Origin of the sequence: Chelativorans sp. Marseille-P2723 (assembly GCF_902809845.1) — a bacterium.
Taxonomy (GTDB): Bacteria; Pseudomonadota; Alphaproteobacteria; order Rhizobiales; family Rhizobiaceae; genus Chelativorans.
In genome coordinates, this window is sequence record NZ_CADDWI010000013.1 from 821,653 (window position 1) to 836,867 (window position 15,215).

A 15,215-nucleotide genomic window follows, 5' to 3' on the forward strand; every position below is an offset into this window, starting at 1 on the left:
GTCGATGACGCACGGAAGTGCCCGCCGCCGGTCAGCGCCCGAGACGAAGTCAAGGCTCCAACGCTAGTCTAGGAGGGGTCCTGCAGGATCGCTGTTGGCGACGTGCTCCGCCAGAGGCTGAGAGCCGCGCTGCGCAACCCCTTGATGGCGGTGCTCGCAGGCACAAGCCTTGCTATCGCCTTGCAGAGTTCAACCGCCGTTGTGCTTCTAGTCGGCTCATTCGTTGGTTCGGGCATTGTAGGCGGTACTGCGGGCTGTATTGTGATTGAAGATGCTTATTGAGTGGCGACCAGCATCGGTTGGCGCGACCTCTTTCGAATGATCTTCGCAAGCGTAGTTCTGGCGATCAAGGCGCGGGAACGTTGCCCGACGGTGTGGTCTGCGGCGAAGTGGTCCAGCCTCACCGCCTAGGCGGGACTGTTAGCCGGATAAGACAAGATGGGCGGGCGCCGCAAGCGCGTTCTGGAGCCGGCCGGACTTTCATCGCCGAGCGGATCAGCCAGATGCCGCATCCGACGCTGCACAAGCCGAGGGAAGAGCTGGCAGTGGATGGGGTGATGATAGCGCACGATAGTGCGATTTTTGCGCCGCGAGAGGCTGCCGTTCAAGAAAAACGCTGTTCGCCGGGGAGAACGCGGCCGGCATTTCTCCCGGCGGCAAGGCTGGCGTGCCGTTCAGCCCGGTCTCGATCCCAGACGCCTGGTGTTCATCGACGAGACCTGGATCAAAGACCAACATGGCACCACTATGGCTGTGGGACGAAAAGCCAAGCGTCTTCCGGCTTGCACCATGGAAACTGCAAGACGCTGACCTTTCTCGGTGCTTTGCGCCATGACCGGCTGACGGGCGCGATCAACGGTCAATGCTTCCGTGCCTATGTCGAGCAGCAGCTCGTGCCGGTGCTTGAACCCGGCGGCGTCCTCATCAAGGACAAGTCGGCTGCCATTAGGCAGATGATCAAAGCGCCGGCGCCCGGCCGCATCTGCCGCCTTATTGGCGACCTCAATCCATCGAGCAGGCCGTTGCCAGGTTCAAGCGGTGATGCGCCTGGCTCAGGAGCGCGCCCTTGGGCAGACATGCGGCGGCCTCGTCTCCTCAATCCAGCCCAGCGATGCAGAAAACCACTTCGCCAATGCAGGAAATGCTTCAGTCCAAATCTGAAAGGCTCTACTAGAGCCGATAGAGTTTCCGAAACGCCATCCCGCCTCAACAGCAGTTGTAAGCGGCGATAGCCAAAGCGCCTGGCTATGCCGCGCGCTCGCGTAGTCTCCGGGACAGGCAGCCACCGCCCGAACGCGATGAGCGATAGCGTTAAGCCAGACTGGCTGCTCCTTCAAATCGTTTGGCCAAGAAGCGCGACCGCTTCATTGCTAGTTCCTCTTTCCAAGAGCCGACTAACCGCAAGCGAGGATACTTGAGGGAAATCGTCACAGCTTCACGGTGCGTGATGTGACTTAGCCTCTTGGTACAGGTTGGTACGTGGTGGGCGTCCGCGGTGGAAGCTAGTGCATCAAACACGAACCTCCATCTTCCTTCTGGCTGCTTTCTTCCTCCGCTTCAATCGTCGCTTTCCTGACCCTCCAGCTCTTTTCTGGAGCTTATCTGGAGCTTAGACAAGTGCAACGGGGTAGTTGGCGATCGACTTCGGCCGCTCAATTCGTGATTGGAGGCTGGTTGTTCGCCAGATGCGAAAGAGCTTACCCGACCGATCCTAAAGCCTCTTAAGGTGCGTGGCGGGCAAGCTCAGGATCGTGGCCGGAGGCGTGCGATCACGCTTGGGAACTTTTTGGCACGAAATCCGTTCCGCATCGTGGCGCCGAATGCCAGTGGAGGGGAGTGATGACCAGCACAGCGGTTCATAGCGAGCACCAGGAGAAGCCCCGTGGTGTAACGCGCTGGCTTTTCTCCACCAATCATAAGGATATCGGCACGCTGTACCTGATCTTTGCCCTTACTTCCGGTGTGATTGGCGGCTTCCTTTCGGTCATGATGCGCTGGGAACTGGCCGAGCCGGGGATCCAGATATTCCACGGTCTCGCTTCGATGGTGTACGGCTATGAAGGTATCGCCGCAATCGATGCGGGCAAGGAGATGTATAATGGATTCTCCACCGCCCACGGCCTGATCATGATTTTTTTCACGGTCATGCCCGCGCTGATCGGCGGTTTCGGGAACTGGATGATTCCGCTGATGATCGGCGCGCCAGACATGGCTTTCCCGCGGCTGAACAACATCTCGTTCTGGCTCCTGCCGCCCGCCTTCATCCTGATGATTCTTTCCATGTTCGTTCCCGGCGCTGCCGGCAGCTATGGAGCGGGAACGGGCTGGACCCTCTATCCGCCGCTTTCAACGGTTGGCCAGCCCGGGCCGTCAGTTGACATGGCAATTCTTTCGGTTCACCTATCGGGCGCCTCGTCGATCCTCGGTGCCATCAATTTCATCACAACGATCCTGAACATGCGGGCACCCGGCATGACCATGCACAAGATGCCGCTGTTTGCCTGGTCGATGCTGGTAACTGCCTTCCTGCTTATTCTTGCATTGCCGGTTCTTGCCGGTGCGATCACGATGCTTCTGACTGACCGCAATTTCAGCACCACCTTCTTTGTGCCAGCCGGTGGCGGCGATCCGATCCTTTATCAGCACCTGTTCTGGTTCTTCGGCCATCCGGAAGTATATATCATGATCCTGCCGGGCTTCGGGATCGTAAGCCACGTTATCTCAACGTTCGCCCGCAAGCCCATCTTCGGCTATCTCGGCATGGCCTACGCCATGGTAGCAATCGGCGTGATCGGATTCATTGTCTGGGCGCATCATATGTTCACGGTGGGGCTGTCACTAGACACCCAACGTTATTTCACCTTCGCAACGATGGTGATCGCAGTGCCAACTGGCGTGAAGGTATTCTCGTGGATCGCTACCATGTGGGGGGGCTCGATATCCTTCCGCGTCCCGATGCTATGGGCAGTCGCTTTCGTCTTCCTGTTCACGATCGGCGGCGTGACCGGTGTCCAGGTGGCCAATGCAGGGCTGGACCGTATGCTGCATGACACCTATTACGTGATCGCCCATTTCCACTATGTGCTCTCGCTCGCAGCAGTCTTCGCCATCTTCGCAGCGTGGTATTACTGGTTCCCGAAGATGTCGGGATACATGTACAATTCGTTCATCGGCCGGCTGCATTTCTGGCTGATGTTCGTGGGCGTCAACCTTACTTTCTTCCCGCACCATTTCCTTGGGCTGGCGGGCATGCCTCGGCGCTATATCGATTACCCGGATGCCTTTGCTGGCTGGAACATGGTGTCGTCTTACGGATCATACATCTCAGCCATCGCCGTACTCATCTTTCTGTTTGGCGTAGTCGAAGCTTTCGTCAGGAAGCGGATCGCCGGCGCAAATCCTTGGGGTGAGGGCGCGACTACTCTGGAATGGCACCTGTCGTCGCCGCCACCATTCCATCAGTGGGAACAGCTTCCGCGGATAAGGTAATCCAGTAGAGCTTTGTGGGCGCGCTGGATCATTCCTGCCGCTCAGTCTCAAGGCTTATGATAGATGGGCCGGCGTCAGACTGCGAGAACGCGATTGCGGCCCGCATTCTTGGCCCGGTACAGCGCTCTGTCGGCCGCATTGATGAGAAACTGGTAATCGGGATGCCCTTCGTAGCTGGCCACTCCGGCAGAGATCGTAACCTTAACCGATGTTTGATCCGGCAGCATGACCGGCCGGTTTGCGAAGGCGCCCCGTAAGCGCTCGGCCAGCATAAGTGCCTGGTCTGACAAAGTCTCTACAAGAACGATAAGAAATTCCTCGCCTCCATAGCGGAAGACGAAGTCGCTATTGCGGACCGCTTCAAGGATCATGTCCGCCACCTGCCGCAACACGACATCGCCGGCGGTGTGTCCAAACTCATCATTGATCGATTTGAAGTGATCGACATCGATCATGATGATGGAAAGAGGCAGGTCGTACTTCTTGGCGAGGGTGATCTCACGGGTGAGGACCGATGCCAGGAACTTCCTGTTGAGCGCCCTGGTAAGCGGATCGCGGCCACTCTCCAGATCTGTTGCGGCCTGAAAGAGATCGGACAGCAGAAACTTTATTTCCTCGACATTGGCCTGAAGCTCGCTCAGTGCCGGAGAAGATGGGGGCTTCGCGGCATCGCAAATAGCTGGCACCACCTTCCGATCGATGCGCTCGATGATCTGCTCGATGCTTTTGAGCATCGATGCACCGTGGAAGAGAATATTTGCGCGATGCCTTACCCAAAGCCCGAAAGGCGAGGTCGACAGTGGCTCCGCCGAAGCGGAGCCGCTTTCGGTAACAATGCCGAAAAGTATCTTCTGGCACCACTCCATCAACGCAGCGCGCTGCGTTTCGCGCTCGATGGAAATGTCCTGTCCTAACGAAAAGAGGCGGAAAGCTTCATCAATGTGAGCGCGCTCGCTCGTGCCGGCGATGTATGAGGCGCTCATGAGCCTCATCGCATAGTCGATAATCTCGTCAAGAAGAACGATTGCAGTAAGTTTCTCCTCTTCGCCGAGATCCAGGCGAACGAGAAGGCGGGCGATCTCGGTTTTCAGCAGGCTCGCTCCCTCCAGCACGAGGGAAATCGGGATCTTGATGCGAGCGTGTATCGCGCCGATTTCAACCTGCCGCTGCTCGAAGGAATCGATATCGGTTCCATCCCATTCGATCAGAGCCAAAAGCCAGTTCCGCAAGGAATGGCTGAGCCGCTCATGGACAACGGAATGGGTCAGGAACGACGAGCCTTCCTTGTGCTGGAGAAATGTTCCGTAAAAGGTGGAAACGAGTGCTTCCGCATGCTCGTTGATGATCGAGGAAAGAGCATCGCACGCCACGCCGCGCTTGACTGCCGAAACTGAATTCCAGAACCGTAATGCCGCCCCCTGAGCCAAATTCATGTCTAAACTCCGATCCCGGTACTCGATGTACGAAGTACACGGTACTACTGTAGAAAACCATAGCCTGCTGGCTGTAGACTATGCTAAATTTAAAACTTCAATCGATGTTCCACTAAACGCCGTATGCCACCTGCGGGTGTGATCATGCGGTAATTGGGCTTTGCCGCAAACCTCACGGCTACGGCACTTTCCCTCGTGACGCCTGCGCGGCGCACAGAAAGATTCCAGCCTTTTAAGTAAGTGCAAGCCCGATTGGGCGGCGATGGCAAACGCAAGCTTGCCGGGTTCGCACACATAGAGCAACTCTTTGCACCGCGGGTCCGGTGTCTGAGCCTTCCTCTGCATGCTAATGAAGGGTGAAAATGCACGTTCCCATCCGCCTTGGCCGAGGAAGTCAGCCTGTCGAGCCAAATCGCATTTCACGTCCCGGGAACATTCCACGCGCGCGAAGAATTGCCGAACTCAACGAGGAAGGGCGGCGAGACTGCGGCGGCAATGAACTATAATAGGTGTCGGCAGCTTGAGGGTACCTCCGGTCTGCCGCAGCCCTTGGGCAATAGTGCCGCACAGTAATAGGCACATGTGAGGACACTGTCATTGAAGCCAAGCATTATGCTTTCTGAAATCAGGTCCGGATCTTGATGCAGGTGCGAAAAATGGTTGCAAGCGCGGAAGGGAAGCACCGGAAAATGGCTCATCGCCTGGCAGTCAGTTTCTGGAACTCCTTTTCGGCTACCGGGCTTTACGTCGGCACCCTGTTCTTCGCGGCCTCGCTTACGCCCTCGTTGCTTCCGCGCACATTCACCACGCAGGGAATCCTGTCTGGTGTAGCGCTGGCTGCCGGTTACGGGATCGGAGTATTTGGACGTTGGCTGGCACATTACATGGAGCTGCCGGAACCGAAGGAGCGCTTCCTGCAGATCGCCAAATATCTGTCTGCCCTCATCTGCAGCGCCATCGCGCTTGCGTTCCTGTGGCAAGCGGCGGAATGGCAGAACTCGATACGTCGCCTCATGGGCCTGGAGATGCTGGACAGCGTCCATCCAATGCGCACCGGCCTTATCGCCGCAGTCACCTTTATCCTGCTGCTGGCGGCGGCGCGGCTCTTTCGTCTCGTGCTTGGCATTATCTCTGGCCGGCTGCGCCACTTTGTCCCCCGCCGTGTTGCAAATGTGATCGGCGTCTTTGCTGCCGTCGCCCTCTTCTGGGTGGCGATAGAGGGTGTCCTTTTCCGTTATGCCTTGCGCGCGGCAGATGCGTCCTTCCAAGCTTACAACGAGCTCATCCAGCCGGATACAGAGCCGCCCGCCGATCCCTACAAGACGGGCAGTGCTGCCTCGCTTATATCTTGGGCAGATCTCGGCCGTGCCGGACGCGAGTTCATCGCTTCGGGTCCGACCGCGCAGGATCTGGAGCATTTTGGAGGCGGCGAGGCACTCGCTCCGATTCGCGTTTATGTCGGGCTGAACGCGGCGGAAACGGTTGAGGAACGCGCGGCCCTTGCGCTCGCCGAGCTGCAGCGCACCGACGCCTTTGAACGTTCCGTGCTTGTCGTGGTCATGCCGACAGGTACAGGCTGGGTCGATCCGGCCGCAATGGATACTCTTGAATATCTACACCGAGGCGACGTAGCCAGTGTGACCGTTCAGTATTCCTATCTGACGAGCTGGCTTTCGCTTCTGGTCGAGCCGGATTACGGCACTCAGACGGCCCAGGCGCTTTTCTCCGCTGTCTATGAGCACTGGCGCGCCCTTCCCGAGAATAGCCGGCCGCGGCTTTACCTGCATGGGTTGAGTCTTGGCGCGCTCGCTTCGGAAAGCTCTACCGAACTGTTCGAAATCCTGGATGACCCGTTTCAAGGCGCATTATGGAGCGGGCCGCCCTTCGCCAGCCGCATCTGGAGCTACGTCACCCGGCAGCGTGAGCCAGATTCGCCGCCCTGGCTGCCGCGTTTTGGCGGCGGTTCCTTCGTTCGCTTCACCAACCAATCCAACGCGCTGGACATTCCCGGCGCCACATGGGGTCCGATCCGCATCGTATATCTTCAATATGCAAGCGACCCGGTCACCTTCTTCGATTATCACGCGCTTTATAGGCGGCCCGATTGGATGAACGAACCGCGCGGGCCAGATGTTTCGCCTGACCTGCGCTGGTACCCGGTCATAAGCGCCTTGCAACTGTTGCTCGACATGGCGCTCGCTACCACGGCGCCCATGGGCCATGGCCATGTCTATGCGCCGGAGCATTATATCGATGCATGGGTAGAGGTAACCGAGGTTGCCGATCTGAGCGATGCCGAAATCGAGCGGCTGAAACAATTTTTTTCCATGAAGTAGTTTGCCAAAGCTTCAATGCGGTAACACGTGGATTGGAGGTAGCCATCAGGCGGAAAGCGCTTTCAGCCAGTTTTCAAAGGTCCTTTCGCTCCCGGACGTGTCTGGCACCGGCATTCCGACCACATTTCGGGCTTCGCGAGGCGGATAGCCGAATTCATCGTGAAATGCCCGGCTGAAGCTTGCGGCGGAGGGAAAACCCACCGCTTCGGCGATTTCACCGATGAGGCGGGCATCGGCGGGATCGGAAAGGGCCGCATGAGCCGCCAGAAGGCGCCTGCGGCGGATGTAATGCAGCACGCCTCCGCTCGGCTCGAATAGCTCGTAAAGACGCGTGCGCGAAATTCCCAACTCGCGGGAAAGCGCTTCGGGCGTCAGAACAGGTAAGGCGAGATTCTGCTGAACATATATGCGTGCGCGTTCCATCAGCGCGGAAGCTGGCTTCTGCGCCTTGGTGCTCGCATTGCCAGTCTTTGGAAGGCAAGCCAGAACCATCTCCCGGATGGTTTGTACGACCTGCGGCAGTTCTTCGGCGCTGAGGCGCGGCAACCCAGCTTCGATCCCGTCGATATAGCTGATCATCAGCTCGGCCATGTTCGCGGGGAGGATGGTGTTGTTGTTGGCGTCCAATATCGCCGCCTCAGCGGTGAACAGATCCCGCGGCATATAGATGACCAGGCTGCGCGAGGCAGTCGTGCGCCCGCTAAACAGGGAAGATAACGAACGTAACTCGACGCTTCCCGATCTGTTCTCCACCGCCTGCCCATTAACCTCCGTCCACGAACAGCCTGTGCGCGGCAGCTTGATATACCAGTGGTCGATGGGGCTGGAACGCAGCCTCGCCGCGCTTCGCGCGTAACTGTAGGCGGGCGTCTGCTGCTGCACGAAGAGGATGCTGCCCAGATTCCAGACGATCTGTCCGGCTGCGAAGCCATCTTCCGGGCGCGCGCCTTGCGGCAGGATAACGTCGACGAGAGGCGTCATCTGCGCCTGCCATGCGAAAAACTGCTCCTGGCGTGGAAGGTGTTCGGTCGAAAATATCAAAGGGTCCAGTGCGGGTTCGGCTGGCGCGGGCGTCGTGTCGATATTCTGCGGCCGCGGCCACCGCCGGCGCTCGCCGCCGGAAGGCATCTGATCGGAAGTGAAGCCAGGACGTCTTTTTTCGTGCATGCTTTCCACCCAGGTTGGAAAGTCGCCACCACTTTCTTTGTTCCATCGGCAACTTTCAAGCCGCCTAACGATCCAAACACGTTCAAATATGTACGCGTTGGAAACTTTCAGGATGCGCTGCTAACGACAAGTGGTCTTGAAGGCCGTACTTATAGTTTAAGAACGAAGTATGATAACTCGGGTGTGGTTAATGTATCTACCCCGTCCGGCATGCATACTTGTAAAATAGAAAACGTCCATCTTGGTAAAAAGCTAATAATGGCGTTACGGAAGCTTGCCTTCAGGGCAAGCGGGCGGGAATCTTATTGCGATGGCTTATAGTAACAACATTGATTACGAAGTATATAAGCAGGATGAGAAAGATGAACGATCTTCCCGCCGCGTACTTGTGACCGGCGGCGCCGGGTTTCTTGGGTCGCATCTCTGCGAGAAGCTCCTGAAGGCCGGAAATAGTGTAATTTGTGTCGACAATTTCTCGACCGGCCGCCAGCGCAATATCGAACACCTCATCGCAGATCAAAAACTTCAAGTGGTCTCGCAGGATGTGAGGCTGCCCGTCCAGATGGACGTTGATGAAATCTACAATCTGGCAAGCCCAGCTTCGCCTCCCGACTATCAGATCGATCCGATCCAGACGCTGATGACCAATGTCGTCGGCTCCCTCAACGTGCTGGAGCTCGCTCGGCAGCACGGTGTCAAGATACTCCAAGCATCGACATCGGAGGTTTATGGCGATCCCCTCATACATCCACAGCCCGAGACATACTGGGGCAACGTAAATCCCTTCGGGCCGCGCGCCTGCTACGATGAAGGCAAGCGCAGCGCAGAGACCTTGTTTTTCGACTACCACCGCATGCACGGCGTCGAGATCAAGATCGCGCGCATTTTTAACACCTATGGCCCGCGCATGCGTGCGGACGACGGCCGTGTCGTATCCAATTTCATCGTTCAGGCGCTTAAGGGCGAGCCGCTCACCATCTATGGCAATGGCAGGCAAACGCGCTCCTTCTGCTATGTCGATGACCTTGTCGACGGGCTGGTGCGCCTCATGGCTTCGCCTGCGGAGCTGAACCGTCCGGTCAATCTGGGCAATCCTTGCGAATTTACCATTCGTGAGCTGGCTCAGCAGGTGATCGAGCTGACCGGATCGCGTTCCAGGATCGTCTTTCATCCCCTGCCTGCGGATGACCCGCAACAGAGGCGTCCCGATATCTCGCTTGCAGAGCAGGAGCTTGACTGGCGGCCAACCATGGCTCTCCGGAATGGGCTCGAACACACGATCCGCTACTTTGACCGCCTGTTTTCGGGGGCGGCATGATGCGGGCTGAAAAGGTTCTGGTTACCGGAGGCGCCGGCTATATCGGCAGTCATACGGCAAAGCTGCTTGCCCATCAGGGCGTCGAGCCGGTGGTCTTCGACAATCTTGTCACCGGCAACCGCAGGGCGGTGCGCTGGGGTGAGTTCGTTCACGGGGACATCCTCGACACGCTGCATCTGACGCGTGTGCTTAAGCAGCATAAGCCGGAGGCGGTGATCCATTTTGCTGCCTCGGCCTATGTAGGCGAATCGGTGGAGGATCCCGCCAAGTATTACCGCAACAACGTCGCCGGCACTCTGTCGCTTCTCGATGCCTGCCTACAGGCGGGAGTTGACAAGGTGATCTTCTCGTCGAGCTGCGCGACCTACGGCGTTCCCGCCGATCTGCCGATACGTGAGACAACGCCGCAGAACCCAATCAATCCCTATGGCCGCACCAAGCTGATCGCCGAAAACATGCTGAGCGATTACTCCGGTGCATATGGGCTGCGCTACGTCGCGCTACGCTACTTCAATGCATGTGGCGCTGATCCTGATGGCGAACTCGGTGAATGGCATGATCCTGAGACGCATCTCATCCCGCGAGCGCTGCTTGCCGCCGCAGGCAAGGCGCCACCGCTCGCAGTGTTCGGCAATGACTATGAAACGACTGATGGCACCTGCATACGCGACTACATCCATGTAAGCGATCTTGCGCGTGCGCATGTTCTTGCGCTCAATCATCTGTCGGCGGGCGGCGCCAGCCTTGCCATCAATCTCGGAACGGGTCGCGGCACCTCCATCGGTGAGATCCTGGAAGCGATTGCGCAGGTCACCGGGCGCGAGGTGCCGGTTGAGATGCATTCCCGGCGTGCGGGCGATCCGCCTGTTCTTTTTGCCGATCCCACATTTGCGCGCAAGACGCTGGATTTCGAACCGCGCTATTCGGACATCGCCACAATTATACGAACTGCGGCTCCCTTCTTCGCGCTTGAGGTGCGGCCATGAGAGCGCGGCAGCAAAAGGGCGAGCCCGGGGGCCTTGCAATGGTGCCGCTCCACACGGGCTGGCGGCGCGTTGAATACCTTGCGGGTATGGGTTTGTGGCTGGCCGGACTGGTGTATTTCTGGGCGTGGTGGCTAAAGCCGCAGCATTTCATCGACTGGCAGGGATTTCTGCTGGTTACGGTCATCCTTAGCTGGATCACCCTGCTGCCCGCCTATTTCATGATCATTTTCCTGCGCGCCCGCAAACCGGCCGGCCCCTTGGCGATTCCAGAAGGCAGCCGCGTTGCGATGGTCGTGACCAAGGCGCCCTCGGAGCCTTTTCCCGTGGTGGCGAAGACGCTCCGCGCCATGCTCGCGCAGGAAGTTCCGCACGACACCTGGCTTGCCGACGAGGATCCCACGCCTGAGGTTTATGATTGGTGCCGCCGTAACGGCGTCCATATCTCAACGCGCAAAGACAGGCCGGATTATCACCGGCCGACGTGGCCGCGGCGTACGCGCTGCAAAGAGGGCAACCTCGCATTCTTCTACGACCATTACGGCTACGAGCGGTATGATTTCGTCGTTCAGCTAGACGCGGACCATGTTCCGCAGCCGAATTATTTGCGGGAAATGTTGCGCCCTTTCGCCGATCCCGAGGTGGGCTATGTCTCTGCGCCCAGCATTTGCGATAGCAATGCCAAGGAGAGCTGGTCGGCGCGGGGGCGGCTCTATGCTGAGGCCAGCATGCACGGCTCTTTGCAGGCAGGCTACAATGCCGGTCTCGCCCCGCTATGCATCGGCTCTCACTATGGCGTACGCACCAAAGCGCTGAAGGAGATCGGCGGGCTGGGGCCGGAACTGGCCGAGGACCATTCCACCACGCTGATAATGAATGCGTATGGCTGGCGCGGGGTTCATGCGCTGGACGCGATCGCCCATGGCGATGGCCCGCGCACTTTCGCGGATCTCATCACGCAGGAGTTCCAATGGTCGCGCAGCCTGGTCACGCTGCTGTTGCAATACTCTCCTGTCTACGTGCCCCGTCTGCCCTTCCGCCTCAAGCTGCAATTCCTCTTCTCGCAGGTTTGGTATCCGCTGTTTGCGGTTTTCATGACTGTGATGTTTGCGATGCCCGTCATTGCGTTGCTGAGCGGCCGCAATTTCGTAAACGTAACCTATGTGGGCTTCCTCGCCCACTTCGCTCCGCTTTCCCTCATTCTGATCCTGCTCGCCTATCGCTGGCGGAGCACTGGAACCTTCAGGCCGCACGATGCGAAGATCCTGAGCTGGGAGGCAATGTTCTTTCTGCTGGCGCGTTGGCCATGGGCGCTGGCAGGCACGGCCGCCGCACTGCGTGACTGGGCGACCGGCTCCTTCGTGGATTTCCGCGTCACTCCGAAGGGAGGTTCTGCGGTCGATCCACTGCCCTGGCGGGTCCTTATTCCCTACGCCTTCCTGTCTCTGGCCTCGATCATCCCGGTTCTTGTGATCGGCGATGCGGAAAGCCGTGGCTTTTACATCTTCGCAATCGTCAATGCCGTCGCCTATGCGCTGCTGCTCGTCACCATCATCTTCAAGCACGTGCGCGAAAACGAGGTGAGGGTCATCCACCGCTATTACCGTCCTGCACTGGCGGCGGTGCTGACGGCTCTATTCCTCCTGCCCGGCATAGCCACCGCCGAAAGGGGGGCGACAGGTCTCGATGCGCTCACATTTGGCGCCGGGCGCGTCAGCCTTTTCGAGGCGAAGTTTTCAGCCGCTGGCGCCGGCATAGGCGGCAGGGATCTCATCAAGCTCACGTTCAAACCAAGATGGTTGCCCGACGACGCCTTGGGCAGCCGTAAACAGGGGGCGCAATAGCGCAAGAAACATGGCAAAAATAGCAGTCATCGGAACCGGCTATGTCGGCCTCGTAAGCGGCGCCTGCTTTGCCGATATGGGCCACCAGGTCACATGCGTCGACAAGGACACGCGCAAAATAGCGCTTCTAAAGGACGGGTATTCACCCATCTACGAGCCGGGCCTTGAGGAACTGGTTCGTCGCAATTCATCGGCCGGCAGGCTCTCCTTCACCACGGAACTCCCCATAGCGGTGGGGAACGCGGATATCGTCTTCATCGCCGTGGGCACTCCGCCGCGCGCGGGAGACGGCGATGCCGACCTTTCCTTCGTCTTCCGTGCGGCCGAAGAAATCGGCCGGTCGCTTGCGCGCCGCACCGTCGTGGTGATCAAATCCACGGTTCCCGTAGGGACCGGCGACGCGGTGGAAAAGATCATCGCTGCAACCGGCACCACCCGTAGGTTCTCCGTCGCATCGAACCCGGAGTTCTTGCGGGAAGGTTCCGCCATCGGCGACTTCCAGAAGCCGGACAGGATCGTCATCGGGGCCGAAGACGCATGGGCGAAAGCGGCTCTTACGCTGGTCTACCAGCCGCTGGCCGATCAAGGGGCGCCGCTTGTGATCACCGGCAGGCGCTCTGCCGAGCTGATAAAATACGCGTCCAATGCCTTTCTTGCGACCAAGATCACCTTCATCAACGAACTGGCCGATCTTTGCGAACGTGTAGGTACGGATGTCAGCGAACTGGCGCTCGGCATGGGGCTGGACCAGCGGATCGGCCCGAGCTTCCTCAATGCCGGTCCTGGGTATGGCGGCTCTTGCTTCCCGAAAGATACGCTCGCTCTGCTGCGTACCGCACAGGATTACGGCGTGGCGCTGCGGATCGTCGAGGAAACGGTGGCGTCGAATGACGCGCGCAAGCGAAGAATGACCCTGAAGGTGGTTGAGGCACTTGCAGGGCAGATCGACGGCGCCAAGGTTGCCGTGCTTGGCCTGACCTTCAAGCCGGATACGGACGACATGCGGGATTCGCCCTCCCTTCCGCTGATCGAGACGCTGCAGCGCTTCGGGGCGAAGATCCACGCCCACGATCCCGTGGGCATGAAGAACGCTGCAAGCCTCCTGCAGGACGTTTCGTTCTTCGAGGACCCGTATGAGTGCGCGCGAGGGGCGGATGTACTTGTCGTGGCAACGGAGTGGGACAGCATTCGCCGGCTCGATCTGGACCGGCTGCGCAGGATCATGCGCTTGCCCGTCCTCGTCGACCTGCGCAACGCCTTCGCGCCCGGTGCAGCAGAAGCTGCGGGCTTTCGCGTCACGGCTATTGGCCGACCGGCCTCCCCACCTGCCGACACGATTGCGGATGCCGCACTCGCTGCCTGACGAATGAAGATTATTCCCGCCTGCCGACCCATGGACGGCAGGCAAAGTGGAGCAAGAGCATGAAGACCTCATCCAAGGTAATCGCACTTTCAGCTACAGCTGTGATACTGTCGGCTGCCCTTCTGGGCGCAGCCGGCAGCCCTTCCCTCCTTCGCACTGCCGAGGCGGAGACGGCTGCGATCGTGCGCGACAAAAGACCCGTCATCACCGACGCGTCCCTCGATTTCGGTGCCTATGATCCGCATGGAGACTTCAGCGACGACAGGAACCCGAAGATCGAGCATCTGTTCCTGCCCTGGGAAGACGTGGACCTTGCGTCCCTGGCCGTTGCAGACGAGTATGCGCGGGCTCGCGGCCGTGATCTGCTGATCACCATCGAACCCTGGTCCTGGTCAGTGGACTGGCGAGTGTCGCCGGACGAACTCTACAGCGGTATTATGCGCGGGCATTATGATGCCAATATTGCGGCGGTCTGTTCGGAGGCCGCAAGGCTGAAGAGCCCGGTGACGATACGCTGGGCGCAGGAGATGGACGATTCCGATGGCCAGTTCACATGGGCATATTGGACGCCTCGCCAATATGTGAGCGCTTATCGGCACATAGTTACCGAATGCCGGAGCCAACTGCCCAACGCGCGCTTCATGTGGTCCCCGAAGGGTGACGAAGGGCTCAATGAGTTCTATCCTGGCGATGAGTTCGTCGACGTGATCGGCCTTTCCGTATTTGGTTTTCAGGACTATGACCGCGGTATTACGGGCGGCGACAGGACTTTCGCCGAACGCCTTGCGCCGGGTTATCAACGGGTCGCAGGTTATGGCAAGCCTGTCGTTGTTGCAGAACTCGGGTATGAAGGGGATGACGCCTATGTCGCCCGTTGGGCAAATGACGTTGCTGCCCCCAACCCGGATTTCCCTCTTCTGACGGCGGTTGTCTACTTCAACGACAAGGAGGTGTATGCCTGGCCCGACGGATACGGCAAGCCGGATTGGCGGGTGGTGCGGGGCTTGTCGGAAGAGGGTTGAGCTGCAGACGCCTTCTTTTTACAGCCGGCCCGAAATTCATGCCTGGAAGCAAGTAGCGGCTGCGGCCCGAGCCGGCCTTCGGCTTGGGCGGCCTTCTTTGATCGGTAACTTGTTCGTTTTCACCGCTCACCCGCCCGCCTCTTTGGAGTCGCCTCCAAGCCTCCAAAAAAGGCGGCAGACCGCCGCTTGATGCACAAAAAAAAAAGAGCCCCCATCGGGGCTCTTTGAATTTGGCTGCTTCGCAAGCGTTTGCCGAGTGG

The 15,215-nt window shown here is 58.8% G+C and carries 9 protein-coding genes and 2 pseudogenes; 9 read left to right on the forward strand and 2 right to left on the reverse strand.

Annotation, left to right across the window (positions count from 1 at the left end; all coding sequences use genetic code 11):
- Nucleotides 1-84: 84 nt before the first annotated feature.
- The 3 genes and pseudogenes from HUS57_RS15255 to ctaD all read left to right on the forward strand — a co-directional run.
- Nucleotides 85-267, forward strand: a pseudogene (locus HUS57_RS15255) (Na/Pi cotransporter family protein); the annotation flags it as partial.
- A gap of 32 nt (nucleotides 268-299) precedes the next feature.
- Nucleotides 300-1,161, forward strand: a pseudogene (locus tag HUS57_RS15260) (IS630 family transposase).
- A gap of 678 nt (nucleotides 1,162-1,839) precedes the next feature.
- Nucleotides 1,840-3,489, forward strand: coding sequence for a cytochrome c oxidase subunit I (gene ctaD, locus HUS57_RS15265; RefSeq protein WP_173934745.1), 1,650 nt, complete (start codon nucleotides 1,840-1,842; stop codon nucleotides 3,487-3,489).
- Between the two features lie 74 nt (nucleotides 3,490-3,563).
- On the opposite strand, the gene HUS57_RS15270 is transcribed toward ctaD, so the two are convergent.
- Nucleotides 3,564-4,922 (reverse strand): GGDEF domain-containing protein, encoded by a 1,359-nt coding sequence (locus tag HUS57_RS15270; protein WP_173934746.1) that lies wholly within the window; start codon nucleotides 4,920-4,922, stop codon nucleotides 3,564-3,566.
- 689 nt (nucleotides 4,923-5,611) lie between these two features.
- On the opposite strand from HUS57_RS15270, the gene HUS57_RS15275 reads away from it, so the two are divergent.
- Complete coding sequence (locus HUS57_RS15275) at nucleotides 5,612-7,258, forward strand: alpha/beta-hydrolase family protein (RefSeq protein ID WP_246727889.1); 1,647 nt, start codon at nucleotides 5,612-5,614, stop codon at nucleotides 7,256-7,258.
- A gap of 45 nt (nucleotides 7,259-7,303) precedes the next feature.
- Here HUS57_RS15275 and HUS57_RS15280 read toward each other — a convergent pair whose 3' ends face one another.
- Nucleotides 7,304-8,425, reverse strand: coding sequence for an AraC family transcriptional regulator (locus HUS57_RS15280; RefSeq protein WP_173934748.1), 1,122 nt, complete (start codon nucleotides 8,423-8,425; stop codon nucleotides 7,304-7,306).
- Nucleotides 8,426-8,735: 310 nt separating this feature from the next.
- On the opposite strand from HUS57_RS15280, the gene HUS57_RS15285 reads away from it, so the two are divergent.
- The 5 genes from HUS57_RS15285 to HUS57_RS15305 are packed head-to-tail and all read left to right on the forward strand — an operon-like array spanning nucleotide 8,736 to nucleotide 14,955.
- The gene (locus HUS57_RS15285; RefSeq protein WP_173934749.1) at nucleotides 8,736-9,743 is read left to right on the forward strand and encodes a UDP-glucuronic acid decarboxylase family protein; all 1,008 of its coding nucleotides are present in this window, start codon (nucleotides 8,736-8,738) and stop codon (nucleotides 9,741-9,743) included.
- Nucleotides 9,743-10,729, forward strand: a complete 987-nt coding sequence (gene galE, locus HUS57_RS15290; protein WP_173935220.1) for a UDP-glucose 4-epimerase GalE — start codon at nucleotides 9,743-9,745, stop codon at nucleotides 10,727-10,729. Before HUS57_RS15285 ends, galE begins: the two co-directional genes overlap by 1 nt.
- Nucleotides 10,726-12,570 carry a glycosyltransferase family 2 protein gene (locus HUS57_RS15295; protein ID WP_173934750.1) on the forward strand — a complete coding sequence of 615 codons (1,845 nt, stop codon included), beginning with the start codon at nucleotides 10,726-10,728 and terminating at the stop codon, nucleotides 12,568-12,570. The genes galE and HUS57_RS15295 overlap by 4 nt, the downstream gene beginning before the upstream one ends.
- A 10-nt stretch (nucleotides 12,571-12,580) precedes the next feature.
- Nucleotides 12,581-13,933 carry a UDP-glucose/GDP-mannose dehydrogenase family protein gene (locus HUS57_RS15300; protein ID WP_173934751.1) on the forward strand — a complete coding sequence of 451 codons (1,353 nt, stop codon included), beginning with the start codon at nucleotides 12,581-12,583 and terminating at the stop codon, nucleotides 13,931-13,933.
- 59 nt (nucleotides 13,934-13,992) lie between these two features.
- Nucleotides 13,993-14,955, forward strand: coding sequence for a glycoside hydrolase family 26 protein (locus HUS57_RS15305; RefSeq protein ID WP_173934752.1), 963 nt, complete (start codon nucleotides 13,993-13,995; stop codon nucleotides 14,953-14,955).
- The last annotated feature ends 260 nt before the right edge of the window (nucleotides 14,956-15,215 follow it).